Origin of the sequence: Cereibacter sphaeroides 2.4.1 (assembly GCF_000012905.2) — a bacterium.
Lineage (GTDB): Bacteria > Pseudomonadota > Alphaproteobacteria > Rhodobacterales > Rhodobacteraceae > Cereibacter_A > Cereibacter_A sphaeroides.
Window position 1 is genome coordinate 1 of the sequence record NC_007490.2, and the last position, 24,292, is coordinate 24,292.

Here is a 24,292-nt window from a genome sequence, read left to right on the forward strand (position 1 = left end):
ATGGCCGATCCGAGCGCTCAGAAGGCCGAAAACTACCGTGGCACGTCGTGCCACGCGCGTGGCACACTGTGCCACGGCCCCGAAAAACAACGTAAATACAGCGCGTTGGGAGCCGGGGGCAAATTACGCCCCCTTTTAAGACGAAAAGCCTTTATTTATAAAGGCTTGAAGGCAATGGGCAGCTTGCTGCGTCAGGTGTGTCCTCTTCAGGCCGGAGAGGCAGCCGTAAGGCTGCCGAACCGAGGCCTCCTCGCTCTCGCCGTCGCAGGCGGATGCCTGCTCCTCGACCCCTGCCCCGTATCGGCCGAGGCTTGGAAAGCCTCGGCCGATACCACCTGGGCGAGCGGGTCCTCCTTCAGTCCGCCCGCGGATCGCCGCCAGCCTGGCCCCGGTTCATCCTTCCTCGAGGCGCAGGCCAGCTCATCCTTCGCGCTTGTGCCGAGGGCCCCCCGCCAGAAGAAAAGCCGGGCCTTCGTCATGCCGACCGACCGCGACGAGTTCGTGCGGATCCGTGCGCTGGTTCATCACGCCGAAAGCGGCGCGGCCGGCTATGACGATTACCACCGAAGCGCACCCGTGCCCCCGCCCCGCGCACCCTCGACTATGACGCTCGACCAGATCCGGCAATGGATCGCCGCTACGCCGGGGCAGCAACATGCCATCGGCCGCTATCAGATCATCCCTTCCACCTTGGAGAGCCTGGCCTCGCGCGCAACCCTCCCGGGCTCCACGCTTTTCAGCGCTCCGATTCAGGACAGCATGGCCAGCATCCTCATTCTCGACGCTGGCTATGCGGAGCTGAAAAATGGCGCGATCACGCTCGACAGGTTCATGGACAACCTCGCCCGGATCTGGGCTGGCTTCCCCATGGCGAGCGGGAAGTCCGCCTATGAGGGCGTGGCCGGCAACAGAGCCACGATCAGCCGCAAATTCTACGCAGCGCAGATGGCCGAAATTTTCCCCACAGAGGCCCGCAGAGACCTTCGGGCTACGGAGGTGGCGGCAAAATAGCGTGAGGGCCTCAGACGGGGCTCTCCGTCAGCCTGCGAGTGGGTTACGCGCCGATCAATCGACCTTGCCGCCACGGCAGATCGAGATGAAGGCCACGGCGATGCGGTCAATCGGGCATAACCGGTAACCCGGCAGGCCGCCAACCCGGCAGACCCGGCAGCACGGGCAACCAGCCATCCGCAAGCCCGGCAACACCGGCAACCCGGCAGGCCGACCAACCCGGCAGACCCGGCAGCACGGGCAACCCGCCATCGGCAAGCCCGGCAACACCGGCAACCCGGCAACCCGGCAAGCCGTCCAAACCGGCAGACCCGGCAGCACGGGCAACCCGCCATCGGCAAGCCCGGCAACACCGGCAACCCGGCAGGCCGACCAACCCGGCAGACCCGGCAGCACGGGCAACCAGCCATCCGCAAGCCCGGCAACACCGGCAACCCGGCAGGCCGTCCAAACCGGCAGACCCGGCAGCACGGGCAATCCGCCATCGGCAAGCCCGGCAACACCGGCAACCCGGCAGGCCGTCCAAACCGGCAGACCCGGCAACACGGGCAACCAGCCATCGGCAAGCCCGGCAACACCGGCAACCCGGCAGGCCGTCCAAACCGGCAGACCCGGCAACACGGGCAACCAGCCATCGGCAAGCCCGGCAACACCGGCAACCCGGCAGGCCGTCCAAACCGGCAGACCCGGCAGCACGGGCAATCCGCCATCGGCAAGCCCGGCAACACCGGCAACCCGGCAGGCCGTCCAAACCGGCAGACCCGGCAACACGGGCAACCAGCCATCGGCAAGCCCGGCAACACCGGCAACCCGGCAGGCCGTCCAAACCGGCAGACCCGGCAACACGGGCAACCAGCCATCGGCAAGCCCGGCAACACCGGAATCCCGGGCATCCGTGTGCCCGCCGGTTGCGCGACGAAGGCAAGCGCTACGTCATGAAATGGAGAAACTTCCTTACCGGCATTTTTGAGCGCACATCGGGTCTTGGTCGGGGCACGCTTGCTCTGGGCGTCCCACGTTTGTCTCTAGGGCGCATCGGGTGAGCCGTGAGACACCGCAGGTGCCTCACGGCTTGCCCCTCGGCGAGAGCGGGGGGGGAGGGGTCAAGGGGCCGCGCGGAGCCGCCCGGAGCCACGCGCAGCAAAGCGAGCATGGCGAGGACGGCGAGCACGGCGGGCGCTTGCGCCCCTTGCCCTTGACCCCGATGGGGGCGGAGCCCCCCTGACGGCGCGCGTCTGCGCGCCATGCTCCTCACCACGGCGAAGCCACGCCGGCCGCCCGCAGATCTCGGCCGCGATCCCGAAGGGGTGACGGCGCGGCAGGTGCCGACGTGCCGGGAGGGCCGAAGGCCCCTAGGCTCGTCGGTGCCTGACGCGGCGGCGCGCCGGAGGGCAGGGCTCGAGCCCACGCTGGCCGCCCGCAGGTCTGCCCACGATCCCGGAGGGGTGACGGCGCGGCAGGTGCCGACGTGCCGGGAGGGCCGAAGGCCCCTAGGCTCGTCGGTGCCTGACGCGGCGGCGCGCCGGAGGGCAGGGCTCGCGCCACGCCGGCCGCCCGCAGGTCTGCCCGCGATCCCGGAGGGGTGACGGCGCGGCAGGTGCCGACGTGCCGGGAGGGCCGAAGGCCCCTAGGCTCGTCGGTGCCTGACGCAGCGGCGCGCCGGACGGCAGGGCTCGCGCCACGCCGGCCGCCCGCAGGTCTGCCCGCGATCCCGGAGGGGTGACGGCGCGGCAGGTGCCGACGTGCCGGGAGGGCCGAAGGCCCCTAGGCTCGTCGGTGCCTGACGCGGCGGCGCGCCGGAGGGCAGGGCTCGAGCCCACGCTGGCCGCCCGCAGGTCTGCCCACGATCCCGGAGGGGTGACGGCGCGGCAGGTGCCGACGTGCCGGGAGGGCCGAAGGCCCCTAGGCTCGTCGGTGCCTGACGCGGCGGCGCGCCGGAGGGCAGGGCTCGCGCCACGCCGGCCGCCCGCAGGTCTGCCCGCGATCCCGGAGGGGTGACGGCGCGGCAGGTGCCGACTAGAGAAAGAGACCATCCGCTTGTCAACACGGGCAAACCGGCAACACTGCCAACCCGGCATATCCGTCAACCCGGCGAGTCGGTTGACCCGGCAGAAAAGAATCCGACATAGTAGTGAAAACGACTGTGAGGGAACGATGAAGGTTATAGCTGCTTACAGCCACAAAGGTGGAACGGGGAAAACGACGACGCTCATGATGCTGGCAAACGCGATTGAAGCGCGCGGACAGACCGCGCTTCTCGTTGATTGCGATCCGCAGCAGAACTTCGCGATGTATCGGCGAAACTCTCAAGGCGAAGGGTTCGACTACTGGTCGGACAGAATGGACGTGATCTACCTCGACTTCGAGGGCACCACCGTTCGGCAGCTAGAAGAAGCACTCCTAGCCGCGGACGAGAGTGGGAAGTATGACTATGCGCTGCTGAACCTTGCAGGCGCCGATCACCCCTTCAACCGCCTGGCTCTGCGCTATGCCGAACTGACGCTGGTTCCATTCAAGCCTGCGGCGACGGAGCTCGCTGAACTCACGCCAGCCTTGAACGTGCTGAAGGAGCTCGAGCAAGAAAGCGAGGTCGGACAGGTCCGCGTTCTTTTCACCATGATGCGCTCGAAGCTGTCGGCGGCCCAGGTGCTCTACAAGGAAGCGGCCGAGCAACAATATCCGGTGATGCAGACGCACATCAAAGAGACGGCGCTGTTTGCCGATCTGGTCATGCGCGGCCTGCTGGCGCGGACAATCGAAGGCGAGGAGCCCCATGCGCAGGGTCTCAGGAAGACGGAGATCGGACGCATGAAGGAAGCGCTGGCGGACTGCATGGGACTGCTGGAAGAGGTCAACGGCATCATCGGGAGCGAGCAATGAAGAATAAGGGGTTCCTCGGGGGTGCACGCCGGCTCCCGGCCGCAGATCATAAGGGAGACGGTCGCCCCACTGCGCTCATCGGCACGATCTTCGCTGGAGAATCCGCCAGCCCCCAAGAGCCGCAGGAGGTTGCTCGGCAGAATGCCGACGTGCCGGCCGCACCTGACGTCAGCGCGGAGCGCTTCGGTCCGCGCGAAAGTCTATCGCCTCAGGCTCCGCGGCGCGGCCGCCCACCAAAGCAGGCCGAAGCAAAGTCAGACGAGAAGCGCTTCTACTTCAGTTTGTTGGTCGAGCGTGCCAGTGTCGATCGAGTGGAGACTCTGCTGGTCAACCATCCTGGGGTCAACCGCAGCCTCATCATGCGGCGTGCTGCAATGGACATGCGGGCGAAGCTGCTGGCGGATGGTATGAAAAAGGTGCCTCGATACACGCCTAAGGATCCTGTGCGAGTGAGCCTCGAACTGCGGCTTCCGCTGGCGTTCGCCAACAAGATCAAGGATCGTGATGATCCTCTTGACCTTGAGCCGATCACTACGGTGCTAGGTCGCCACGTTGCTCGCTACTACGCCCAGATGCTCGATAGCATCGGACAGCGTGACGAGACTGCCCCTCGCTCTGAATGACCGTCCAAGGCCGGGGCACAAGCCCCGGCCGAATAAGACGAGGCGACGGCTCTTTGCCCGGCATCAATCGGTGCCTTCACTGATGGACCGGGCTGATCCGTCCGCGGTTGGCGCTTCCCGCGGCCGCAATCCTTTCCGCATGATCCTCGCGCCCTGCTGGAGCGTCATTTCCTCGTCACGCCACGCATTCAGTGCAGCCTCGAAAGCAGCCAGCGCCACACTGAAGTGGGCCGCACCTGCCACCTCCTCAATCATGGTGCCGGTCGTGGACCATCTGATAACGCGGTAGGGGTATTCAAACAGCTTCGGTCTCATGCTTCACCCTCGGCATCCTTAGGCCGCCTCCCTATCGGAACACAATGGGAACATGCAACCGTCTCGGGGCGCTGTGGTTTCCACTCCGGCGCGCCGTTTTCGATTTTCGGTATCAAGCGGTAGCGTATGCGCAGCACCACCAGAGGAGAACGGAATGGACGTGCGGACTGAAGATTATGAGGATCTGTGCCGCGCTTGGGCTGCGTTGGGCGACGCCCCGCAGGAACTGGCGGAGATCGTTGGGGAGCGCCGCGGTGCAGAAGAGGGCGTCCGCCTGGACGATCTTTTCGCCGCCGTAGCGCGGCTTTGCGATACGGCCGAGGAGCCGAGCCCGGAACTGACCCCGAGCTGACGTTAGATGGAGGGGAGCCGATGCGGCTCCCACTCCTTCTTCATTTCAGAGGATCGGAACGGCGGTGATCGTGGCGATGCTCCACGGTATCAGCCCCCGAAAAAGGATTTCAATGCACTCGCCCTGATTGGTGAGGGCACGCAGGCCCACGATCTCCCGGTATTTTCCGTCCTCGTCTTCCCACTCGGCCCATACGTCATGCGTTTTGCGGCCGCTCTTCGTCAGTGGTGACACCATTACGCGCTCCTATCGGTGTGCGGCGGTGGGGTCTTTGCCCTCATCCGCCAGTGGGGCGCGGCCTCTCCGATCTGACCTCTGGAAAGCACCGCGTGCTTTCCGGAGGACAGAGCGGGGAGGGCGAAGCCCTGCCTGCGGCCACGGGGCCGGATGAGACAGGGGCCGGTGACGGGGAAAATTGGGGGGCACCCGCGCGGGCTCGCCCGCGTGGGGGAGCCGATTTTCTCCGGCGCCGGTGACGCGCCCCAGGCGCGGCATCACAACCCCTGTTCAGCCGGAACCGGGGATGTCAGGCGGATCCAGCACCTGCAAAAAGTGTCGCGCCGCTCCCGCGGCGCGTCCGTGCCAACTCGATCCGCGCCTTCGCGGATCTCCATCGACCTCACCGCATCGAGGAGAGCTACAGCCCGATGGACGAGGCCCGCCCTCTCAGCTCGCCCGCGCGAGGATCGTCACCCGAATGGGCGGAGACAGGGCGTCCTATCGGACCATGCACGGCTGCGACATGACCGGCTCAGAGAGACGGGCAGGGCGCCCGCCGCGCAGGGACGAGAGGGCGTCCTGGCTCCGATCCCGGCCGCTTGCGGACGGGACTAGAGCCGTGCCCCGGCCACGCCGGGGTCGCGCCCAGATCGCCCTACCAACCCAGATCGCGTAAAATTCGCCTTCTTTGGCAAAGAATGGGGTCAACGACTCGCTGGCGGGCTGTCGATCCACCAATTCCTGGGTCAGTGCAGTGACTTAGATTCACGCGCCTTTGGCGCCCTCTCCGCCACTCTTCCGGCAAATAACCACACGTTTGTCCACAGCTTCTTGACCAATACCACCACTGGAGGCGAAGAGCCCGTCGAGCACATTATCTTGGGGGCAGGCGGAACAATTCCCTTGCGGTCATAGGGTTCGAGGCCTCATTTTCGCCTACAGCCTGAAAGGGTTGCGGCCCGCTCTGCCCGTGCCGGGGCAGGCGAGCCGCTCGATCTCGACGCGGGCCAAGATCAGGTCACGACATATGTCTGACACAGGCCCGCACCTTCGTAAACTGCTAGGAGGTGTGCCATGAAGGCATCCAGAACGAGGCGGCCTCGGATCCGCTTGAACAATCCGATGACAGGCTGGGCGATAGATGCCGAGGGCCACGCGGCCATCTTTGGTGTGATTGTCATCATGATGGGGCCGCCGCTCCTCGCGATGGCGGTGAAGCTGCTCCACCCGTAACAGCGCAATCGCCAGCCCGGCGGGACGCCGGGCTGGCGATAGCCGCCCTGCGACGATGCTCGGCCCTCGTGCTCGCTGTCAGTCAGTCGGTCCACGAAGCGGTTCTGCTCCATGGCGGGCCCACGGTCCTTTCGAAGTCGTTACGGCGGTCCGGACCGCCGGCGGCACGCCTTTTTTGCAGCGCCGCGCAAAGCGCGGCCGGAATGTCTTGATCCGCGTCCTCGCGGATCTCGATTGTCGGCGTCCGTCTTATCCAGCCCGCCGTGGCCTTCGGCCGCGGCGGGCCCTGCAGGTGCGGAGCTGAACGCAGCATTCACGCGGCGCAGAGAAGCGGAGCACCTGTGGGTAAGACGGGCGCCGCGGCCGAGGGCTCTCGGCCGAGCGGCGGGCAGACGGGACTCCTCTGCCTGCCCCTTCGAGCGCGCGCATGGATAGCGCGTTGACGCGGGATGCGGCCGGAGACCTCGACCGCTCGCGGTCGATACGGGTCCGGCCGGTGCGTCATCCGGCCAAATCAGAGCGGCGCGCCGGAGCGCGCGCGCTATATTGCAGACCGACCACAAGGGGACAGGGCGAATGTGCAACCTCTACAGCAACACGACCGCTCAAGAGGCGATGCGCAGCCTCTTCGACGTCTCCCTCGAGCTCGACCGCCTGGGGAATGCGCAACCGCTGCCGGCGATCTGGCCGAAATACGAGGCACCTGTCGTGCGGCTCGACACCGAAGGCCGCCGCGAAATGGTCATGATGCACTGGGGCTTCCTCACGCCGAAGACCTCCGCAAAGACCGGCAAACCCTTGGCGCCGGACGCTTGGAACAACGCGCGCGACGACAAGCGCGGAAGCGGCCTCTGGCGCGCCAGCTTCCAGTCGCGGCGCTGCCTGATCCCCGGCTCGAGCTTCCGCGAGGCGAAGGGGCGCGCGCCGGCGACGGATTTCTGGTTCGCGCTGGCGGGCGAGGAGGAGAGGCCGCCTTTCGCTTTCGCGGGCCTCTGGCGCCAAGGGCAGCCGAGCGTCGATGGCGAGGCCGGCCAGTGGGTCACGCATACCATGATGACAACGGAGGCGAATGACCTGGTTCGCCCGGTGCACCCCACTCGAATGCCGGTGATCCTGGCGCCCGAGGATTACGAGACGTGGCTCACGGGCACGGCGGAGGAGGCGGCGGCTCTCCTGCGGCCCTATCCGGCTGAGCGAATGCGGATCGTGCGGGAGGGGATCGGCATGACCAGCGACCCAATGTCGTAGCGCAGAACGGCGCCAAGCCGAGTATATCCCCAAGGGAATATGCGGGATATGCGGGAGGGGATATGGCGCTCTACATCAAGGATGCCGAAGTGGATGAGCTGGCCTCGAATCTGGCGCGATTGACCGGCAAAAGCAAGACTGCCTCCGTGCGCGCAGCGCTAGAGGCCGCCATCGCCACACATCGCAACATGCCATCCCTCGCCGAGCGCGTGCTCGAGCTCCAGAAGCGCGTGCGAGACAACGGCTTCAAGGACGATCCGAGAGGGCGCTCGTGATGTTCATCGCCTCGTCCGCCTTCCTTGCCATTCTCCTCGATCGCCCGGGCGCGCTCGAGCTGGTGCTCGAGGCAACCGCCGGCCCGCGGAAGCCGATCACGTCACCGCTCGTCCGCTACCGCGTTGTCGTGGACCTCGCGCGACGGCGCGCCGGGCACTCGGCACCCTCAGCCGAAGATCTCGAGCTCGCGTCGGCGCGCTTCGATGAGCTGCTCGATCTGCTCGGATGCTCGGAAATCATGGTCACGCCGAAGATTGCGCGCGGAGCCGTGGCTTTGAACGGGGCGTCCGGCCGAAGGCCGGACGCGGCCGCAGAAGACCTCTTCGAGGAAGCCTGCGCCATGGCGGCCGGTGCAAGGCTCCTGACAGGCCCGGCCCGGAGGGATCCGCCGCAGGGTCTGGCGGCACGCTGAGAAAGAGCTGAAGCCGCCGCAGGCGGCGAAGCCCTTGAGGCCGGATCCGGGGGCGCTGCCCCCCGCGATGCCGATGGCCGAGCGCAAGCGTCGGCGGGCCGGTATCCCCGCCTTCCTACGCCTGCGGCTCCGTGCAGGTGGGTGATCCCCCTCCGGCCCGCCGAGCCAGGCATCGCACCCCCCGCGTTCGCCACGCGGCAGACCGGCATGGGCGCGCGTCGCGACCATGCCGATCAGCCAGAATTGTGGAGAGCCCGCATGACAGACGAACTGCAGAAAAGGTCAGTCGTGGACCGCCTCCGGGCAGTGCGCCACCTCTCGGCCGCCATTGCGGCCTGTGAGCCGGAGGATGCCGCTGTGCTCATGACGGCCGCGCTGGACGGAATGCTGCAGGGATCGCCCGTGCCCTCCCTGTTCGAGCTGGAGGACCAGGCACACCTCTGGGCCACCTCGGCATCGCCGGCCGAGCTCGAAGCCTACCTTTCGGCCTGCATCGAGCGCCTGACCATGGCCGCCTCCCATGTCCCTCTGCGAAAGCGCATGTTCATGCTCCTCTGGCAGTCCTTCACGCCGAAGGACCGAGAAGCCTTCATCACATGCCATAGCGCCGGGGCAGAGGGCGACCGCTCCCCCCGACCCGCTCGGCGAGCGTCGCCCTGATCCGGTCACGCGCCGCTCTCGGGAAGGGGCCGCGGAAGGCGCGGTCCAGGGCGGCAGTCAGATAGGCCTCGACCTCGGCCGGCGACGCGGCCGCCGCCCATAGCTCCGCGTCCTCCGTCGCATCGAGGAATGCGGGCAGGGGGAAACCTGCAGACAGATCCTCCAGGGCAGCGGTCATGATCGTGGTGGCGTCGGACGGATGGCAGTCGGCTATGGCCGCGCCAAGCCGCTCCGCTGCGGCGATGCGCTCGACCGTCTCGGCGCTGGGGCAGGACCGGCCAATCATGGCCGGCTCCCTTTGCGCATGGTCAGGACAACCGTGTTGATGTTGACGCCGACCGACCGGAAGCTCTCGGGCGGCAGATCACGGAAGAGGCGGCTCCAGCGGTCGCGGTGCTCCCGGCGCGCCCAATCGCGAAACCGCTCATGACGCGGGGTCTCGTTCACCTCTGCCGACGCCGGCAGGATGGCCGCGAGCTGGCCGCCCGGCTTCAGGAAGGCCCATGCCTGCATCACATGGTCCATCCAATGCGTGCCGGCGAAGGGCGGGTTCATCACGACCGCATGGTAATCCTCACGCGGCTGCAGCCCGAGGAAATTGGCGCAGCGGACAGTGAGGCCCGGAGCGCAGCGGCCTTCAAGTGCGGCAGCGCGGTCCGGGTGGATCTCCACCGCATCGACCAGACAGCCCCGCTCGAGGAGGGGCCAGACAAGCCCGCCGATCCCGGCGGAAGGCTCGAGCACCTTCATCCCCGGCTTGAGGTAGAGATCGTGGAGGGCATCGGCCGCAACCTCGGCCGGCGTGGGGTAGAAGGCCAGATCCTTTGCCGGCACGGTAGCGCGGTTGCGGAAGATGTCCGGACGCGCATCCGCCGGCGCGGCATCCGGCAGCGCCTCGCCGTAATATTCCGCGAGCTTGCGGTTGACGGCGGCCACGAGAGTGGCGTCCCTGAACCAGAGGTGTGCGTTCCCGTTCTTGAAAACCCGAACCTCGAAGAACCTCGTCTGAGTCTGGGACTGCTTGGGCCCCCATCCCGTCCGGTCGGCCTCGATTGCCCGCCGGAGAGCGCCCGGCGCGGGCTGCAATCCCGCGAGGATCGCGAAGATCCGTTCAAGGTCCATGAGCGTCGCCTCGATGCGACAGCCATAATTCCAATGGCCGGTGTCCGACGACATGAGGCGGTCCAGGATCACGCGCGACCCGATCTTGAAGCCGTCATGGCTCTTGAACCGGCGGTCCAGTGCCGAGAAGGACCGGGCGAGGCCGCGCAGGAAGATGAGCTCGGCATCGCCGCAGAGACGCTGGAAGGTAGCGCCGATGTTTTCGAGGGTGGCCTCGGGCACCTCTTCGCCTGAGAGGGAGCGGTCGAAGTCGTCACGCTCCTTCTGGTCCATCATGGTGCGAAGCCCAGTTTCTTCCAGAAGCCGCGTCCAGATCCGGGTATCGAGGCTGCGGCGCATGGCGGCAAGGCTGGCCTCGGCCGAGAAGCGCTCGCCGAAGTAGGCGGCGCAGGCTTGCTCGGAGCGGCCGTATCCATGGCCCCCGTGGGCGACCTGCGCGACCCGTTCGGCCTCGGCCGCGGCAGCATAGGCGGCGGTCAACTGCTCACCTACGCCCTCGAAGGCTTTGAGCGCCGCGGCGCGCGCGTCGGCGATGCGCTCGATGAAGTTCATGGACACGAGGGAGCCGGAGGCTGCGGAGGCCCCGATCTTTTCAAAAACTGACATGGGAAATCTCACAGGGAGGGGGGACCGGCCCGCAGGCCGATCCGCTCGCCTCAGTATTCGGACGGAAGCAGCACAGTCAGGAGCCGCCGCGTCTTGGTGACGTCGGCCGCATCATCCGTGGCGAAGGCATAGGCGGGATCGTAGAGGTCGATTTTCCAGTAGAGCTTCACCTTCTCGCCGCCATAGATCACGAAAAAGGCGCCGAAATCGTGCTGGCCGGAGGGATCATTAGCCTCCGTGAAGTCGGCGAAGCTCTGGATGGCCACCATGATCTGCACAAGCACGTCGTAACCGAGCGCCACCACGCCGGGCGTCAACACGATACGGCCGGGCACGGTAAAATCGGCGCCCCAAGTCGCGCGAAAGCGATCATTCTGCGCGGCGATCAGCGCGGGCAATGCGGTATCTCCTTCGGCCGCTTCCGGATTTTCCATCAAGTCGCACATGCCATTGTCTCCTTCGGTGCGCAACGGTGGGGTCTGTGCCCTCATCCGCCAGTGGGGCGCGGCCTCTCCGATCTGACCTCCGGAAAGCACCGCGTGCTTTCCGGAGGACAGAGCGGGGAGGGCGAAGCCCTGCCTGCGGCCACGGGGCCGGATGAGACAGGGGCCGGTGACGGGGAAAATTGGGGGGCACCCGCGCGGGCTCGCCCGCGTGGGGGGAGCCGATTTTCTCCGGCGCCGGTGACGCGCCCCAGGCGCGGCATCACAACCCCTGTTCAGCCGGAACCGGGGATGTCAGGCGGATCCAGCACCTGCAAAAAGTGTCGCGCCGCCCGCGCGGCGCGTCCTTGCCAACTCGATCCGCGCTTTCGCGGATCTCCATCGACCTCACCGCATCGAGGAGAGCTGCAACCCGATCGGCAAGGCCCGCCCTCTCAGCTCGCCCGCGCGAGGATCGTCACCCGAATGGGCGGAGACAGGGCGTCCTATCGGACCATGCACGGCTGCGACATGACCGGCTCGGAGAGACGGGCAGGAGCGACACGCACCTCTACGAGTTCCGCGCAAGAGGCGTCGGCTGGGGCGTCGCCGATCCCGAGGGCTTCCACGACGGCTCGCTCCCGGCCAGCAAGACCAGCCTGCTCGATGTCATAGAAGACACCGGAACGAAGACGATCCATTACATCTACGACTTCGGCGACAACTGGCATCATGTGATCAGGGTTGAGAAAATCGACGACGCTCTCCCCGGGGCCGATTATCCACGCCTTGTGCGTGCCATCGGCGCCTGTCCTCCCAAGGATGTGGGACGTACCCACGGCTATGCCGAGTTCCTCGAGGCTCACGCCGAGACGATGAATCTCCATGGCGGCAAGTTCGAGCCGGACGACCCAGGCATCGGCCGCATCATCGACAGCTTCCAGCGCCCGGCAAAGAAATGGGCGCCGAGGCCCCGGAAGCCCAAAACCACCAGCAGGCGGCTTTGAGCTACCGCCCGGCCCGCGGCCTTTGCCGGATGCTCACACCGGATGCGGGCCGAACAGGGAACAATGTCGAAGCACAACCGTGTCGCCAAGGCGATCAGCTACATGTTCAAGAAGGACCGATGGAATACCTTCACGCTCTTCCTCGAGGATGAGCGCATCTGCCTGACAAACAATGCTGCTGAGCGCGCACTGCGCGGTATCGCCTTGGGACGGAAAGCCTGGCTCTTCGCCGGATCCGAGCGCGGTGGCGACCGCGTTGCCTTCATGAATTCCCTGATCGCCACCGCCAAGATAAACGACATAGAGCCGCAAGCCTGGCTCGCCGACGTCCTCGCAAGACTGCCAAAGACAACTGCCTCACGGGTGCCGGACCTTCTGCCGTGAACTTCCAGCCAACAAAGTGCCAGCTCGCAGCGTGACCAAGGCCTACGCCGGATGCTTACGTCAGGTGAGAACATCCATCGCATCAGTTCAATACGGGATACGCCGCGAACACCAGATCGTAAGCGACCAATCCCGCCAACCAGATAAGGACGACACCGAACAAGACGTTGATCTTGGCTTTGGCCAAGTTGCTCCCCCGCACGATCATGGGCGACGAAAACACAAGCGCAGTTACCCCATGGAGCACCAGCCCCAAGGCACCGCACAGCACGACGACGAACACCTTGAACGCTACAGACGAATCCGCCGGCACGAAGGCGCTAAGGATTGAGCCGAAGAAGAACGCCGCATTCGGGTTGGTCATGCTGACCAGAAATCCAGTAAGGAAGGACGCCCCCGACGGCGACGGCGGACGCCACTGAAGGTCGGCGGCGCTGGCATCCCTAAAAGCGCTGCGCAGCAGCTTAATCCCCAGCCAACTTAGGTAAGCAACCCCGACTAGCTTCAGTGCGGTCACCAGAGACGGAGCGTGCCGGAACAGTACCGCCACCCCAAGCATCGCCAGACTCGCCCACAGTAACGATGCGCCGGCGAGGCCGGCCGCCACCGCAAACCCGTGAACGCGACCATGTTGAACCGACGTGCTGATGACCAACACCATGTTCGGCCCCGGTGAGAGCCACGCGAGAAAATTAATCACTACGATAGACGTGATCGCGAGCGTCGTGTCCATGACCTGTCAGTCCGTTCTCAGATGCCAGATGATCCGGCGGCAATGCGGGTCCGCCGTCGCGAGCCGCTCCTGGCCACCCCCCGGCCAGAGACGCAGTGCCAGATGAGGCTCGGCATTCCGATCCAGCTCGAATGAGAGCCAAGCGACCGGGCTCTGAGAAGTTGCGTGCGCGCCGATGGTTTCCATATGCTCCGCTATGGCTACCTGGCTGTCCGACGGCAGGTAGCTGAACATCAGGGAATGAAACAGCACTCGCGCGACACCTGGAATGCCCGGCAGGCGAAGACGGTTTAGAACCCAATCAGATGCGTTACCCTGCTCTATCGGCACAGGATCGTCCAGAAACAGAGAGATCGCCTGGGCAATCCTGCGGTGGCGCTGTTCCTGATCCGGCCAGATGTAAGCGTGCGCCCTCTCCCGGCCGACCGCGTTGGTCACATCGATGGGCGCCAAGTCACAGCCGCACCGCGATACGATCCGAGGCTCCGGCTCGCGCGGCGATGGCCCGATCCAATCGGGATGCAGAACTAGTGGCGAGCCCGGATTGCCAGCTTTGCGGCCGCTCAATACGTAGGCATAGCGATCAAGGATCAGGTTCAGGCCAGCGCTCGTCCCAATTTCGAACACCGACAATGGGCACCCGGTTCGCCCGGCGACCTCCATCATGCCTGCGTAAAGCAGAGCCGCGCGCCCGACCTCGTTGGTCTGCGGCGCATGTTCCAGCCAAGACGAAAGAAACTCATCGTTTTCGGCGATCGCTTCCGCCAAGAGCCGCTCGAATGCAACAGGCCCAACGCTCGAATTAGGAGGGTAAGCCTTGGCGAGATCGCATGAAGGTCTCCGGCGGACAAGCGCATGCAGGGCGCCTGCCACCCGCAGTGCCAGCGCATCGGCCGTCGCGCATGGATTGCCGTCCCATGTCAAGATGCGTGTGCCGAACCGCGTGTGCCCGTTAAGAACCCGAAGCACACTTCGTAGCAGAGCCGCCGTGAATGTTGAGCCGAACCTCTCGCAGAGCTCCGCCTGATCCGCAAACGACGCGCGCACCATCTGTGATCTCACGTCTACCTCACCCAATCTCAGCGTCTCGTCAATCATCGCTCCACCTTTGCCCCAGAGAGATAACGCAATCTTGTCTTAATTGTTAACTCTGATACTCACCTTCTTTCTTCGATAAGAATTTGACCAGCGGTCCCTGTTTTCGCGGCAGACTTTGAGAAGCCGCGTCTATTCTGGCCGCAATTTTTGTAACGGATCACACATTCCTGCAAGTGAAGGGTAAGCCTACCCATTATAGCGGGGCGCGACCAAAGCACTCACGCAGCCATTTTCAGCTTCATGGTGGGTGTGACCCCGCCGATGCCCATGTTGGTGAGTCTGTTGTTGTAGGTCCAGAGCCGTGGGGTGGCGATCTGCTGCACTTCTTCGTTGGTTTCAAAGATGTAGAGGCTTGCCGCACGACTAGCAGGCTGCTGAATTTGTCGGTAAGCGCCTCGCCGATCCCCTAAGCGGCTCGGCTTGACGTCTTCCGGAAGTGCCACGGCATCAGGTCTTCGATCCGGCTTGCCGGGTGACCATTGAGGATCGCGCGTAGGGTTTCGGCGATATAGCTCACCGGGTTCACGTCGCTCATCTTGCAGGTGGCCACGAGCGAGGCGAGCATTGCCCAATTCTCGGCGCCGACCTCGTGACCGGCGAACAACGCATTTTTGCGTGTGAGGGCCACCCTGCGGATCTGGTTCTCGACCGGGTTGGTGTCCATCTCCAGCCGTCCGTCCTCGAGGAACCGGACCAGGCCCGGCCAGAGGCCGAGGGTGTAGCGGATGTCCTCTGCCAGCTTTGATGACCGTGGGATGCGGGAGAGCTGCACCTCGAGCCAGGGACGGAACGCACTCGCCGACAAGGCGCAGGGTGCCACCGTAATCCGGGCAGGTCTCGCCGGGATCGAACTCGCGGCGCTCGCGCGGCGTGTCGGGCGGCACCCGCGGACGGCGGCGCGGCGCCTTCTCCGGGGCTTCGTTGTCGCTTGGTTCATCTGACGTCCCGCAGACCGGCGCGGTCTCGACGCTTTCCGGCTCGGGTGGCGGGGCGACCTCGGCCTGAGCCACCTGCAGACTCTCGAGTGCGAACTCCAGCTGCTCGATCTCGCGGGCGATCTTCTCCGAGCCCTTGCCGAAGGCCTGCCGCTTCAGCCGCGCGATCCGCAGCCGGAGCGACTGCACCAGCAGGTCGTGCGCGCGCAGCGTGGCCTGCAGCTGAAGGATCATCGCCTTCAGCGCAGCAGGGTCGTCTGGCAGGGAAGAGGCGGTGAGCGACATGGCCATAGCTACCATGCCGATGCCAGAATGCCCAACAAAACAAGGGGAAAGCGGCGCTTTGACTCACATCCGCGTCGGCGCGCTCGTCCAGCGCGGCTGGCGCCAATCGATCCCTTCCCAGAGCATCGCCATTTGCGCCGGTGTCAGCGCAACCTTGCCCTCGGTGGCCTTCGGCCAAGGGAAGTGCCCGCGCTCGAGCACCTTGTAATAGAGGCAGAAGTCCTGCCCATCCCAGTGCAGGATCTTCAGCCGGTCGCCCATGCGCCCCCGAAACACCAGGAGCGTGCCGCCCGCCGGATCCTCGCCCAATACCTTCTTCGCCCGCGCGCAGAGCCCGGCAATCCCGCAGCGCATGACGCAGAACACCCACAATCTGTGCCTTGGCGAAACGGCTATTCTTCATCCAAATCTCCTCGTCGATCTTGCCGAGAAAATCTGCTTCCGCATCTCTTTCTACATGCTGCGGAATAGCCCGCAGCCATTACGCTGAATCAAAGCATGAATCCCATCTGGTGAGATGCGCAGCGGCTCCACTTCACACCATCCGCCAAATCTTAAGAAATTCCCAATTGAAGAATGAAATTTTCTTGCAGGTCGCTGGAATCAATTCTTGACAACCATAACGGGTATTTTTCAAATTTATCCTACCGCGGCGATTCTCGTTATCCGACAAGGTCGACGCAAAGGAGGAAGCAATGCGAAGCGAAGCGAAGAACCAGAAGCCCACGGCGTACCCGATGAAGGGAATCGATGACCTCCCCCTGCACGAAATTATTGAACCCGCTCTGGATATCACCAGTCCGCAGGTAGCGTGTGTTGGGATCGGAGTTCGCGCGGTGTGCAACTACGATTGTGTTTACTGTTACGCTGGGCATTCCGATAAGCGTGGCGACATGTCTGTCGAACAATACTTTGACGTGATGGAGCAGGCCGCCGAACTCGGCGTGAAGACAATCATCATGACCGGGGCCGGAGGCAAGTCAGAACCAGGCCTGTTCAAAGGCCTCCTGCCGATCCTGGAACGTGCGTCTTCGCTCGGCATGTCGACGGCGATGTTCACCAATGGGTCGCAGTTCGGCGACGACAAGGTCGCTCGCATCCACAACCTTTCTGCCGTCGAGTTGGCGCATAAGATCCGCGAGCTGAAGGTGTCACTGTTCATCGCCTGCGAGACCTTGGAGCCGGACCTCTATTCCAACATTACCAAAAAGCCGATCGCGCCGTTCCAGACCGGGCTCATTAATTTGATCGCGGCCGGTTTCATTGGGACGCCGGGCGAGCCGACCTCGGTGACGATTAGCAGCGTGATCATGCGGCAGAACTTCGAGGAGCTCCCGGTTCTTCAGAAATTTGCGCACAACAACGGATGGCAGTACATCTGCAAGTTCCCAACCCTCGTTGGAAGCGCGCTCGACCATCCCGAGCTGTTCTTCTCGCCCGAGGAAGCAGCGGAGCGCCACAGCATCGTCGCAGAGTTGCGCGACAAGCCGGAAACCCTGACCGTCACCCACAGCGGCGCCGAATACTGCCTAGTTAACCAGGTCGGAATGTCTTTCGACAACCTAGGCACGCCGCTGAACTGTCTGTCGGGATGCGAGATCACTAGCCGCAAGGATATGAACCTTAAGTCCATGCGCCTCGCGGACATCGTTCTGCTCAAGAAGCACCTCGCCCACCAAGGTATCGGCAACTGCCCGAAGAAGGCGGTGTTTTACGACTTCAAGCAACCAAAGCTTGAAGCAGCGGCGTTCCATGGATTGTCTTGAGGCCGTCATGTCGATGTTCAACCCATCGTCCTCACCTAGAGACGCGACCCATCCGACCGCCCAAGCCGGGGATCGCTCAAACGGGTCTGCCGCACAGTATGTGGCCGGTCTCTCCTTCGAGGACTTCGTTGCTATGACGAAGTTCCGCCACCCCAGGCTGCACGGCCTGCTTGACCCGCATTGGCAATGCGACGGTCGGGCACAGGCGGAGGTGGACCGCCTAAACGTCCAATCTTGGGAGTTCGAGGGTCAGACCGAGGGCGGGCGTGGGAACGATTACAATCTGGCGCAACGCAACATTGACAACCGTCACATCGGGATGACCCGGCTGTTGCGGCTATTCGGCGAAGATGGGGACACACTCCCCGGCCCGCGGACGGTGATCTTGGACGTGCTAGCGGGCGACGGCACGCTGCGGAGATTTTGCGAACGGTTCGGAGGTACCTCGCCGGAAATCATCTCAGCCGACATGTCACGGCTCATGGTCGACGCCTGTCTGGCCCAAGGCTACCCCAGCATTCGTCAATCCGCATCGAAAAGCTTCCTGAAGGACGCGGTGCTTGACGGGGTGTTGATCGCCTATGGAAGTCACCACTTGACCAATCCTGAACGGCGCGAAGCGGCACGCGAAGCGCACCGGACCCTTAGGCGCGGAGGTCGGTTCGTACTCCACGACTTCGAAACGAACGGCCCCGTCGACAGGTGGTTTCGTGAGGTAGTAGACCCGTTCTCCGCAACCGGGCACCCGCACCCGCATTTTTCCGCCGACGAAATGCGGCAGATCATGTCCGATGCGGGCTTCCGCGACGCCAAAGTGCAGGCGATGGAGGATCCTTTCGTGCTCACCGGCGACACGCCACAGGCTGCTCGGCGCACTATGCTCCAGCACTTACGCATGATGTATGGGCTCGTACGGCTGACGCTAGAGAGCGACGCGGACTGGGACCGGCTGGAGGCCCTTGCCGCCGACACCTTGGGAGAGATGACCATCCGCGCCGTCGATCGCCACTACGAGGCAACTCTAATGCGTGATGCCTTGGTCGCCGTCGGCATACGATAGGCGGTTCCACCACCAGACCGGTCTCGCCCCGCAGGGCGCGACCCTACGGGTCCCAGCAGAAACGGTCTCTTCGCATGCAAAGAAAACGAACCCTCATCAACGACGCAACGCTGCGCGAAGGGAATCAGGCTTCGGGCGTAAGGTTCAGCGTACACGACAGCGTAGCCATTGCCACCGCGCTTGACGGGATCGGCGTCGACATGATCGAGATCGGTCACCCGCTCGCCGGACCATACGAGCACCAGCGCACCGAGGCCGTTGCGAAGCTCGGGCTCGGCGCAAAGATCATTGCGCACGCCCGTGCACATCGCACCGATATTGAGGCCGTCAGCCGTACCGGGGCCACTTGGGTCGGGATCTTCCTGGGTGTCAACGACATCACGACGAAGGCCCGGGTGATCGGTCGCAGCACCACGGAACTGATCCGAATGGTCGCCGACGCGGTGAAGGTCGCCAAGGATTGCGGCTTGAACATCCGCTACAGTTGCGAAGATGCTAGCCGCACCAACACACTGTTCCTAGTGGACGTGTTCGGCGCGGCGATCGACGCAGGCGCCGACCGCATTTGCTACGCCGATACGCTCGGAATCGCCGAGCCTGCCGAAGTTGCGCGCAAGGTCACCCTGATGAAGTCCGAATTCCCCGATGCGGAGGTGGAGGTGCATCTGCACGACGACCGCGGCCTCGCCATGGCCAACTCGCTCGCCGCGATCGACGCCGGTGTCGACTCTATATCCGTCTCGGTGAATGCGTTGGGCGAGCGCTGCGGCATCACGGACCTAGCGACCTTACTCGTCAATCTTGGATTTCGAGGCGAGCGCGCACTGCCCGACATCTCGGAGCTTCGAGCACTGTCACGATTGGTCGCCATGTCATCGAATACGCCCTTCGACGCGCTGCGGCCGATCGTCGGCGACAACGCGTTCAAGCATGGATCAAAACTTCACCAACGCGCCACGCAGTACGAGCCGCGTGCCTACGACTGGATCAAGGAGTTCATCTACAGACATGATCAGCAGGCCGTTGGGCAGGCACCTGGCGAGGAACCGTCGGCTCCCGACCAAACGGTCAGCGAAATTTCGTAGTCGATGCCCGACTGCGGCGCCCGTTTCGGCGCGCCGGAGTGAGCACAAGTCTTCCAGACGCGGGATGCGACGCCATGAAGATTAAACTGATCTACACACCAACCGCGGATCCGACCAGTCCTTGGGACTACCTTTACATCTTGAAGGGCTTCTTCGACAGCAAGACCGACTGCAGGATCACAGTTTGCGGTCTCAACATCACAGGATTGCTGTATCTCTTCCAGCCGAAGTGGATCGAGACCTGTTGGGACCGGCTGAACGAGCGGGTCCTTCAATTCGAGGCGCGGAACAAACTCTCTACCCTCCAGCAGCTGGAATTTGACGCCGCGATCAATCCCCACAAATCCCCCGATGCCTCGGACGTGACCTGCTACTCCCTCGGGCCGTTGAAATACATCGCTTCGGCGAATGGCTGGTACTGGGAGGGTTCATCCTATGCCTGACAGCCTCGGCCACAAACGGTCGATTCCGCTCCCCCACATTGGTCTGGCGACGAACGACCCGTACAGGTCGCTGGTTGCGCCGATCTATCAGACCACGGCCTTCGAACTCCCGGAGGCCGACGAGGCCGCAGCGCTGTTCGCGCTGGAGAAGCTCACACCGATCTATGCGCGCACCGACAATCCGACGACGCGCGTCCTTGAGGAACGGATGCGGGCCGTCGAACAGGGCGAGGCTTGCATCTGCTTCGCCACTGGCAAGGCCGCGATAGTCGCGGCGATCTGCGCGGTCACCGGAGCCGGAGACAATATCGTTGCGTCACGCAACCTGTTCTCAGGCACAATGGCAATGTTCTCCGCGACGCTGAAGAACTTGGGGATCAATGTCCGATTCACCGAGCAGGACACGGCCGAAGCGTTCGAGGCCCTAAGTGATGAACGCACTAAACTGTGGTATGCTGAGACCTTGTCAAACCCGCTGCTGAAGGTCTTCCCAATCGCCAGCGTCGCACGGCGATCGCACTCGCTCGGTATCCCACTGGTTATCGACAACACGCTGGGCGTGGGCCTATGCCAGCCGCTGGCGTTCGGCGCAGCGGTTTCGGTTGTCTCCCTCTCGAAATACGTGGCGGGCGATGGCTCGACTATGGGCGGAGCCCTAAGCGAAGGGAACTTTGAGTGGGCCAGCGCGCGTGACCGGTTTACTTGGCTGTTCCAGCCAGATCCCGCATTCGCTGGCGTTGTGTGGGCCGATCTTGCCCGCAAGCATCGCACTACGCCGTACATGCTGCGGCTTCGGTTCGTCATGCTGCGGGATTTCGGCGCTACCTTAAGTCCATTGTCTGCCTTCTTGCTATCTCAGGCGACGGAAACGCTCGCACTGCGCATACAGCGCCATGCCGAATCCGCGCGTCGCGTCGCCACCTTCCTGGATGGCCACCCTCGCGTGCGATCGGTCTGTCATCCCACGATCGGTACGGCCGACGAGGTACGGCGAAATGCGGATACGATTCCCGGCGGCGCCTGCGGGATGGTGTCGGTCGACATCCATGGCGGCCAAGTCGCCGGACAGCGTTTCGTGGCGGGCCTGACGCTGTTCCGGCATGTGGCGACCGCCGGATCAAGCGCCAGCCTCGCCATCCATCCCTATTCCACGCAGCTGCGGCAATTGACGGAGGACGAGCGTCGCAGAACAGGCGTTCCGGAAGGATTCGTTCGCCTGTCAATTGGCTTGGAGGATCCGGACATGCTGATCGACGATCTTCAACAGTCTCTCGCCGCCTTGGATGGGGGGCCAGCGCCAGTCCTACCCGAATGACCCCGTCAATGCTCAACTTATTGCGAGAGGTAGCCATGACCATAACGAATTCGAAGGCCGAGGCCTGGGAGCTTATCGGCAACCAGTTTTGGACCATTGGCCGGGTCGCCGCACGTCCAAGCGATCGTGAGAACGACATCTTTCTGGAGAACATCGTGCCCGGTAGCACCGTTGCAGTAATCGGCGCGTCCACGCGCTTCCTGATCGAGAAGGCCCTCGAACGGGGCGCGTCCGTGACCGTCTTCGACTTCTCCCAACGCATGTGCGACGACTTGGCGGAAGCACTAGCGGACCGCTGCGTAACCATCGACCTTCTCGACATCACCGCCGAGATCCCCAAGGAACTTGCCGGTCATTTCGACTTCGTGCTGAACGACCGGCTGATCAACCGCTTCACCACCGAGGAGGCGCGGCGTGCCTGTCTCGGCATGCTCAGCCTCGTGGGCTCCGGGACCGTCAGAGCGTCGGTCAAGCTCGGCTTCTACGACATCGACCTGAAGCTGATCGAGTATGGCGAGCAATCGGGTACCTTGGCGAAATTTTTCGATCCGAGCGACAAGACCTTCCACTTCCGTGAGGCAGGTGACGTACTCGACCGGGCGCTAGTCCCGCACGGCTTAATCGACAAGCCGACATTGCTGGAATGGTATCGCCGCCGCGGCAAGGAGACCCGCTTCGACGACGAGGACGTGCGCGCCTTGCTCAGCCACGACGTCGTGAATGCCAGAGGGTACGTCACCCTTGAAAAGGCGGTTGAACTTCCGGATGCACCGAACACGATGCTCTATCAGTTCTCGCGGCGGGCAGGATAGAGACGGCGATGTGCGGAATCTACGGCTTTTCGCGCGCGCCGGGATCAACATTCGACGGTGCACGGTTCCTGAACGACGCCCTTAGTAGCCAATCGCATCGTGGACCTGACGGGGTGGGCGTCCATATCGGCGAGGCGGCGGGTGTTGGGATGGCGCGCCTGCGGGTCCGCGCGCCACTCGGAGAACCCCAGCCGATACCGATGGCGGACGCCGGGTACGCCGCATACAATGGCGAAGTCTATCACAACTATCTTGGGCGCACGCCGGATGGCGGCGCAGGCGAGGTAGACTGCCTAACCTCCCCTTCCGTCGACGGCATGTACTCGCTGCTGAAGATTAACGCACTTGGCACCACCTTGGAGATCCAGCGTGACACGTATGGCATCAAACCCTTGTTCGTGCGCAAGCACCGAGGAGCGCTGGCCTTCTCATCAGAAAAGCAGCCCCTAATCCAAGGCTTGGGGAAGATCCGGCTTAGGCGCGAGGCCATCGCTCAATACCTTGCGTTCGGCCGGCCGATCGACGGCCTCGGCTTCTACGAGGGACTACGCTCGATCCCAGCGGGCGGGCGGTTGAGCGCCTCAGGCGACACTTTGGTCCAGGCCTCGGCATCCCGGGACATCGCACAACGGATCACCGGAGCCACCCTCCGAGCCCCGCCGTGCCACGAGGAGGTCCGGGAGGCCATTCGCGACGCCGTAGGCCGAACTCTGGTCTCCAATCGGAAGGTCGGCGTTGCGGTCAGTGGCGGGTTGGATTCGACGATCCTGTGCAGCGAGCTCGATTCGCTGGGCATCACCGATCTAGATCTCATCAGTATCCAAGCGTTAGGCTCCCAGGATGGAATTACCGACCTCTCCGCTCTTGAGCTTAAGGGCGAGGCTTGGAAATCTTGGCGGCTCACCGCCAGCCGCTTCGACCCAGCTACCTACTGGCGGGACCTTCGCCGGGCGATCGCCATCTTGGGCGAGCCGACCCAGATGACCAGCGCGCCGCTCTATCTCGGGCTGGCGGAGAAAGCGGCCGAGGCCGGAGTCGTCGTTCTGCTGCTAGGGGAGGGGGCGGACGAGTTGTTCTGCGGGTATCGAAGCTACCTGCCCATGTTGTCCGGCTGGTCCCTTCGCGATTTCCTGTTCCGACCTTTGGAGCGCGCCGTCTGCCAACGGCTGTTCTCAGGCGAGATCCAAGCTCGGTGCGCCGCAGCACTCGACGTCTTTACGAGGGCCCTGCCCGAAGGGGACCAATGGACGCAGCTGCGCGCCGCTGAAATGAGTCACAATTTGGAGCCTCTTCTCCTGCGCGCCGACCACACGCTCATGCGCTGCTCGATCGAGGGGCGCACCCCGTTTCTGCACGGCGATGTCGCAGACTTGGCATTTAGCCTTCCAATCGACTCGCTACTGAGCCCGAACCAGACCAAAGTGTTTCTGCGCCAAGCCTACTTCCGGGACCTGCCGGCCCACTTCAGCACCGAAATCAAAAAGCCATTTCGTGCGCCGGTTGCCACTTGGTTCGTCGGGCCGCTGAAAGCGTGGTTGACCGAGGAGTTCTCGCGGCAAGAAGCGGTGTTCGCCTGTCTGGGAATCGAGCCCGGAGGACTGGAGCACGTGTTGACCAAGACGGCCCAAGGCCATGCGAGAATGGCGAAGGTTGCCTTCTGTCTCCTCACCCTGGGCTTCTGGATTGACTGGCTGATGGAAAATGACCTGATTGACGAACCGGACATCGCGCGCGCCCATCGCATGGGCAACGAGGGTCCAGCGAAACGGTGACCTGCTCCCCTGAAAAGTCCGCGGTTTGAGGTTAGCCTGTTCTCCAAACGAGGAGACAGACGATGCGGAAAAGCCGTTTCAGCGAAGAGCATATCATTGGCATTCTGAAGGAGAACCAAGCCAGGATAGGCGCCAAGGAGCTCTGCCGGAAGCACGGCGTCAGCGATGGCACGTTTTACAAGTGGCGTTCGAGGTCAGCTCCGTGCCGTTGTAGCTGA

At 63.9% G+C, this 24,292-nt stretch carries 25 protein-coding genes and 5 pseudogenes; 18 read left to right on the forward strand and 12 right to left on the reverse strand.

Going from position 1 to position 24,292, the window contains the following annotated elements; all coding sequences use genetic code 11:
• On the forward strand, nt 1–1,011 hold the full coding sequence (locus RSP_RS22350) for a lysozyme family protein (RefSeq protein WP_227590690.1): 1,011 nt from the start codon (nt 1–3) through the stop codon (nt 1,009–1,011).
• A gap of 54 nt (nt 1,012–1,065) precedes the next feature.
• Here RSP_RS22350 and RSP_RS20865 read toward each other — a convergent pair whose 3' ends face one another.
• Nucleotides 1,066–1,863 (reverse strand): hypothetical protein, encoded by a 798-nt coding sequence (locus RSP_RS20865; RefSeq protein ID WP_155731657.1) that lies wholly within the window; start codon nt 1,861–1,863, stop codon nt 1,066–1,068.
• Nucleotides 1,864–3,165: 1,302 nt separating this feature from the next.
• Between RSP_RS20865 and RSP_RS20870 the strand changes: the two genes are divergently transcribed.
• Together RSP_RS20870 and RSP_RS20875 are read left to right on the forward strand one after the other, a co-directional pair.
• Complete coding sequence (locus RSP_RS20870; protein ID WP_011331416.1) at nt 3,166–3,891, forward strand: AAA family ATPase; 726 nt, start codon at nt 3,166–3,168, stop codon at nt 3,889–3,891.
• Nucleotides 3,888–4,514, forward strand: coding sequence for a hypothetical protein (locus RSP_RS20875; RefSeq protein ID WP_020477363.1), 627 nt, complete (start codon nt 3,888–3,890; stop codon nt 4,512–4,514). Before RSP_RS20870 ends, RSP_RS20875 begins: the two co-directional genes overlap by 4 nt.
• A 63-nt stretch (nt 4,515–4,577) precedes the next feature.
• Here RSP_RS20875 and RSP_RS20880 read toward each other — a convergent pair whose 3' ends face one another.
• Nucleotides 4,578–4,829: a hypothetical protein gene (locus RSP_RS20880; protein ID WP_017140537.1), complete on the reverse strand. Its 252-nt coding sequence runs from the start codon at nt 4,827–4,829 to the stop codon at nt 4,578–4,580.
• Nucleotides 4,830–4,983: 154 nt separating this feature from the next.
• On the opposite strand from RSP_RS20880, the gene RSP_RS20885 reads away from it, so the two are divergent.
• Nucleotides 4,984–5,181, forward strand: a complete 198-nt coding sequence (locus RSP_RS20885; protein ID WP_017140536.1) for a hypothetical protein — start codon at nt 4,984–4,986, stop codon at nt 5,179–5,181.
• A 45-nt stretch (nt 5,182–5,226) separates the two neighbouring features.
• Here RSP_RS20885 and RSP_RS20890 read toward each other — a convergent pair whose 3' ends face one another.
• Nucleotides 5,227–5,418: a hypothetical protein gene (locus RSP_RS20890; RefSeq protein ID WP_017140535.1), complete on the reverse strand. Its 192-nt coding sequence runs from the start codon at nt 5,416–5,418 to the stop codon at nt 5,227–5,229.
• Between the two features lie 1,056 nt (nt 5,419–6,474).
• On the opposite strand from RSP_RS20890, the gene RSP_RS20895 reads away from it, so the two are divergent.
• From RSP_RS20895 to RSP_RS20910, 4 genes are all read left to right on the forward strand, one after another.
• Nucleotides 6,475–6,633, forward strand: a complete 159-nt coding sequence (locus RSP_RS20895; protein WP_023003456.1) for a hypothetical protein — start codon at nt 6,475–6,477, stop codon at nt 6,631–6,633.
• Between the two features lie 576 nt (nt 6,634–7,209).
• On the forward strand, nt 7,210–7,881 hold the full coding sequence (locus RSP_RS20900) for an SOS response-associated peptidase (protein ID WP_011331417.1): 672 nt from the start codon (nt 7,210–7,212) through the stop codon (nt 7,879–7,881).
• A 62-nt stretch (nt 7,882–7,943) separates the two neighbouring features.
• A complete protein-coding gene (locus tag RSP_RS20905; RefSeq protein WP_017140533.1) occupies nt 7,944–8,156 on the forward strand; it encodes a type II toxin-antitoxin system VapB family antitoxin in 213 nt (70 codons plus the stop codon).
• Entirely contained in the window at nt 8,156–8,569 is a 414-nt protein-coding gene (locus tag RSP_RS20910) for a type II toxin-antitoxin system VapC family toxin (protein ID WP_011331418.1), read from the forward strand. The genes RSP_RS20905 and RSP_RS20910 overlap by 1 nt, the downstream gene beginning before the upstream one ends.
• A gap of 592 nt (nt 8,570–9,161) precedes the next feature.
• Here RSP_RS20910 and RSP_RS20915 read toward each other — a convergent pair.
• The 3 genes from RSP_RS20915 to RSP_RS20925 are packed head-to-tail and all read right to left on the reverse strand — an operon-like array spanning nt 9,162 to nt 11,403.
• On the reverse strand, nt 9,162–9,515 hold the full coding sequence (locus RSP_RS20915) for a hypothetical protein (protein ID WP_017140531.1): 354 nt from the start codon (nt 9,513–9,515) through the stop codon (nt 9,162–9,164).
• Nucleotides 9,512–10,957 (reverse strand): DUF4942 domain-containing protein, encoded by a 1,446-nt coding sequence (locus RSP_RS20920; protein ID WP_011331420.1) that lies wholly within the window; start codon nt 10,955–10,957, stop codon nt 9,512–9,514. The genes RSP_RS20915 and RSP_RS20920 overlap by 4 nt, the downstream gene beginning before the upstream one ends.
• A 50-nt stretch (nt 10,958–11,007) precedes the next feature.
• A complete protein-coding gene (locus tag RSP_RS20925; protein WP_011331421.1) occupies nt 11,008–11,403 on the reverse strand; it encodes a DUF3768 domain-containing protein in 396 nt (131 codons plus the stop codon).
• A gap of 179 nt (nt 11,404–11,582) precedes the next feature.
• Between RSP_RS20925 and RSP_RS22535 the strand changes: the two genes are divergently transcribed.
• Both RSP_RS22535 and RSP_RS20935 read left to right on the forward strand, forming a co-directional pair.
• Entirely contained in the window at nt 11,583–12,386 is an 804-nt protein-coding gene (locus RSP_RS22535) for a plasmid pRiA4b ORF-3 family protein (RefSeq protein ID WP_227590691.1), read from the forward strand.
• A gap of 42 nt (nt 12,387–12,428) precedes the next feature.
• Nucleotides 12,429–12,770, forward strand: a pseudogene (locus RSP_RS20935) (IS66 family transposase); the annotation flags it as partial.
• Nucleotides 12,771–12,852: 82 nt separating this feature from the next.
• On the opposite strand, the gene RSP_RS20940 reads toward RSP_RS20935, so the two are convergent.
• The 6 genes and pseudogenes from RSP_RS20940 to tnpB form a co-directional block, all read right to left on the reverse strand.
• On the reverse strand, nt 12,853–13,503 hold the full coding sequence (locus RSP_RS20940) for a LysE family translocator (RefSeq protein ID WP_011331424.1): 651 nt from the start codon (nt 13,501–13,503) through the stop codon (nt 12,853–12,855).
• A 6-nt stretch (nt 13,504–13,509) separates the two neighbouring features.
• On the reverse strand, nt 13,510–14,601 hold the full coding sequence (locus tag RSP_RS20945; protein WP_011331425.1) for a DUF2332 domain-containing protein: 1,092 nt from the start codon (nt 14,599–14,601) through the stop codon (nt 13,510–13,512).
• A 218-nt stretch (nt 14,602–14,819) separates the two neighbouring features.
• Nucleotides 14,820–14,951 (reverse strand): annotated as a pseudogene (locus tag RSP_RS20950) (IS3 family transposase); the annotation flags it as partial.
• 56 nt (nt 14,952–15,007) lie between these two features.
• Nucleotides 15,008–15,388 (reverse strand): annotated as a pseudogene (locus RSP_RS22790) (IS66 family transposase); the annotation flags it as partial.
• A pseudogene (locus RSP_RS22545) lies at nt 15,381–15,821 on the reverse strand (transposase domain-containing protein); the annotation flags it as partial. The pseudogenes RSP_RS22790 and RSP_RS22545, both read right to left, overlap by 8 nt.
• A gap of 63 nt (nt 15,822–15,884) precedes the next feature.
• On the reverse strand, nt 15,885–16,175 hold the full coding sequence (tnpB, locus tag RSP_RS20960; RefSeq protein WP_011331427.1) for an IS66 family insertion sequence element accessory protein TnpB: 291 nt from the start codon (nt 16,173–16,175) through the stop codon (nt 15,885–15,887).
• Nucleotides 16,176–16,516: 341 nt separating this feature from the next.
• Between tnpB and RSP_RS20965 the strand changes: the two genes are divergently transcribed.
• The 8 genes and pseudogenes from RSP_RS20965 to RSP_RS21000 all read left to right on the forward strand — a co-directional run.
• Nucleotides 16,517–17,587, forward strand: coding sequence for a radical SAM protein (locus RSP_RS20965; RefSeq protein ID WP_011331428.1), 1,071 nt, complete (start codon nt 16,517–16,519; stop codon nt 17,585–17,587).
• A gap of 7 nt (nt 17,588–17,594) precedes the next feature.
• Complete coding sequence (locus RSP_RS20970) at nt 17,595–18,647, forward strand: class I SAM-dependent methyltransferase (protein WP_023003459.1); 1,053 nt, start codon at nt 17,595–17,597, stop codon at nt 18,645–18,647.
• Between the two features lie 74 nt (nt 18,648–18,721).
• Entirely contained in the window at nt 18,722–19,732 is a 1,011-nt protein-coding gene (locus RSP_RS20975) for a LeuA family protein (RefSeq protein WP_011331430.1), read from the forward strand.
• Nucleotides 19,733–19,806: 74 nt separating this feature from the next.
• The gene (locus tag RSP_RS20980; protein ID WP_011331431.1) at nt 19,807–20,175 is read left to right on the forward strand and encodes a hypothetical protein; all 369 of its coding nucleotides are present in this window, start codon (nt 19,807–19,809) and stop codon (nt 20,173–20,175) included.
• The gene (locus tag RSP_RS20985; protein ID WP_011331432.1) at nt 20,168–21,490 is read left to right on the forward strand and encodes a PLP-dependent transferase; all 1,323 of its coding nucleotides are present in this window, start codon (nt 20,168–20,170) and stop codon (nt 21,488–21,490) included. The genes RSP_RS20980 and RSP_RS20985 overlap by 8 nt, the downstream gene beginning before the upstream one ends.
• A gap of 35 nt (nt 21,491–21,525) precedes the next feature.
• Nucleotides 21,526–22,302, forward strand: a complete 777-nt coding sequence (locus RSP_RS20990) for an MDR/zinc-dependent alcohol dehydrogenase-like family protein (RefSeq protein ID WP_011331433.1) — start codon at nt 21,526–21,528, stop codon at nt 22,300–22,302.
• A gap of 8 nt (nt 22,303–22,310) precedes the next feature.
• Nucleotides 22,311–24,074: an asparagine synthetase B family protein gene (locus RSP_RS20995; protein WP_011331434.1), complete on the forward strand. Its 1,764-nt coding sequence runs from the start codon at nt 22,311–22,313 to the stop codon at nt 24,072–24,074.
• A gap of 62 nt (nt 24,075–24,136) precedes the next feature.
• Nucleotides 24,137–24,268, forward strand: a pseudogene (locus RSP_RS21000) (transposase); the annotation flags it as partial.
• Nucleotides 24,269–24,292 lie beyond the last annotated feature (24 nt).

Coding starts and splice junctions, on each gene's coding strand:
- RSP_RS22350 (WP_227590690.1), top strand. CDS start 1: ATGGCCGATCCGAGCGCTCAGAAGGCCGAAAACTACCGTGGCACGTCG.
- RSP_RS20870 (WP_011331416.1), top strand. CDS start 3,166: ATGAAGGTTATAGCTGCTTACAGCCACAAAGGTGGAACGGGGAAAACG.
- RSP_RS20875 (WP_020477363.1), top strand. CDS start 3,888: ATGAAGAATAAGGGGTTCCTCGGGGGTGCACGCCGGCTCCCGGCCGCA.
- RSP_RS20880 (WP_017140537.1), bottom strand. CDS start 4,829: ATGAGACCGAAGCTGTTTGAATACCCCTACCGCGTTATCAGATGGTCC.
- RSP_RS20885 (WP_017140536.1), top strand. CDS start 4,984: ATGGACGTGCGGACTGAAGATTATGAGGATCTGTGCCGCGCTTGGGCT.
- RSP_RS20890 (WP_017140535.1), bottom strand. CDS start 5,418: ATGGTGTCACCACTGACGAAGAGCGGCCGCAAAACGCATGACGTATGG.
- RSP_RS20895 (WP_023003456.1), top strand. CDS start 6,475: ATGAAGGCATCCAGAACGAGGCGGCCTCGGATCCGCTTGAACAATCCG.
- RSP_RS20900 (WP_011331417.1), top strand. CDS start 7,210: ATGTGCAACCTCTACAGCAACACGACCGCTCAAGAGGCGATGCGCAGC.
- RSP_RS20905 (WP_017140533.1), top strand. CDS start 7,944: ATGGCGCTCTACATCAAGGATGCCGAAGTGGATGAGCTGGCCTCGAAT.
- RSP_RS20910 (WP_011331418.1), top strand. CDS start 8,156: ATGTTCATCGCCTCGTCCGCCTTCCTTGCCATTCTCCTCGATCGCCCG.
- RSP_RS20915 (WP_017140531.1), bottom strand. CDS start 9,515: ATGATTGGCCGGTCCTGCCCCAGCGCCGAGACGGTCGAGCGCATCGCC.
- RSP_RS20920 (WP_011331420.1), bottom strand. CDS start 10,957: ATGTCAGTTTTTGAAAAGATCGGGGCCTCCGCAGCCTCCGGCTCCCTC.
- RSP_RS20925 (WP_011331421.1), bottom strand. CDS start 11,403: ATGTGCGACTTGATGGAAAATCCGGAAGCGGCCGAAGGAGATACCGCA.
- RSP_RS20940 (WP_011331424.1), bottom strand. CDS start 13,503: ATGGACACGACGCTCGCGATCACGTCTATCGTAGTGATTAATTTTCTC.
- RSP_RS20945 (WP_011331425.1), bottom strand. CDS start 14,601: ATGATTGACGAGACGCTGAGATTGGGTGAGGTAGACGTGAGATCACAG.
- tnpB (WP_011331427.1), bottom strand. CDS start 16,175: ATGCGCTGCGGGATTGCCGGGCTCTGCGCGCGGGCGAAGAAGGTATTG.
- RSP_RS20965 (WP_011331428.1), top strand. CDS start 16,517: ATGCGAAGCGAAGCGAAGAACCAGAAGCCCACGGCGTACCCGATGAAG.
- RSP_RS20970 (WP_023003459.1), top strand. CDS start 17,595: ATGTCGATGTTCAACCCATCGTCCTCACCTAGAGACGCGACCCATCCG.
- RSP_RS20975 (WP_011331430.1), top strand. CDS start 18,722: ATGCAAAGAAAACGAACCCTCATCAACGACGCAACGCTGCGCGAAGGG.
- RSP_RS20980 (WP_011331431.1), top strand. CDS start 19,807: ATGAAGATTAAACTGATCTACACACCAACCGCGGATCCGACCAGTCCT.
- RSP_RS20985 (WP_011331432.1), top strand. CDS start 20,168: ATGCCTGACAGCCTCGGCCACAAACGGTCGATTCCGCTCCCCCACATT.
- RSP_RS20990 (WP_011331433.1), top strand. CDS start 21,526: ATGACCATAACGAATTCGAAGGCCGAGGCCTGGGAGCTTATCGGCAAC.
- RSP_RS20995 (WP_011331434.1), top strand. CDS start 22,311: ATGTGCGGAATCTACGGCTTTTCGCGCGCGCCGGGATCAACATTCGAC.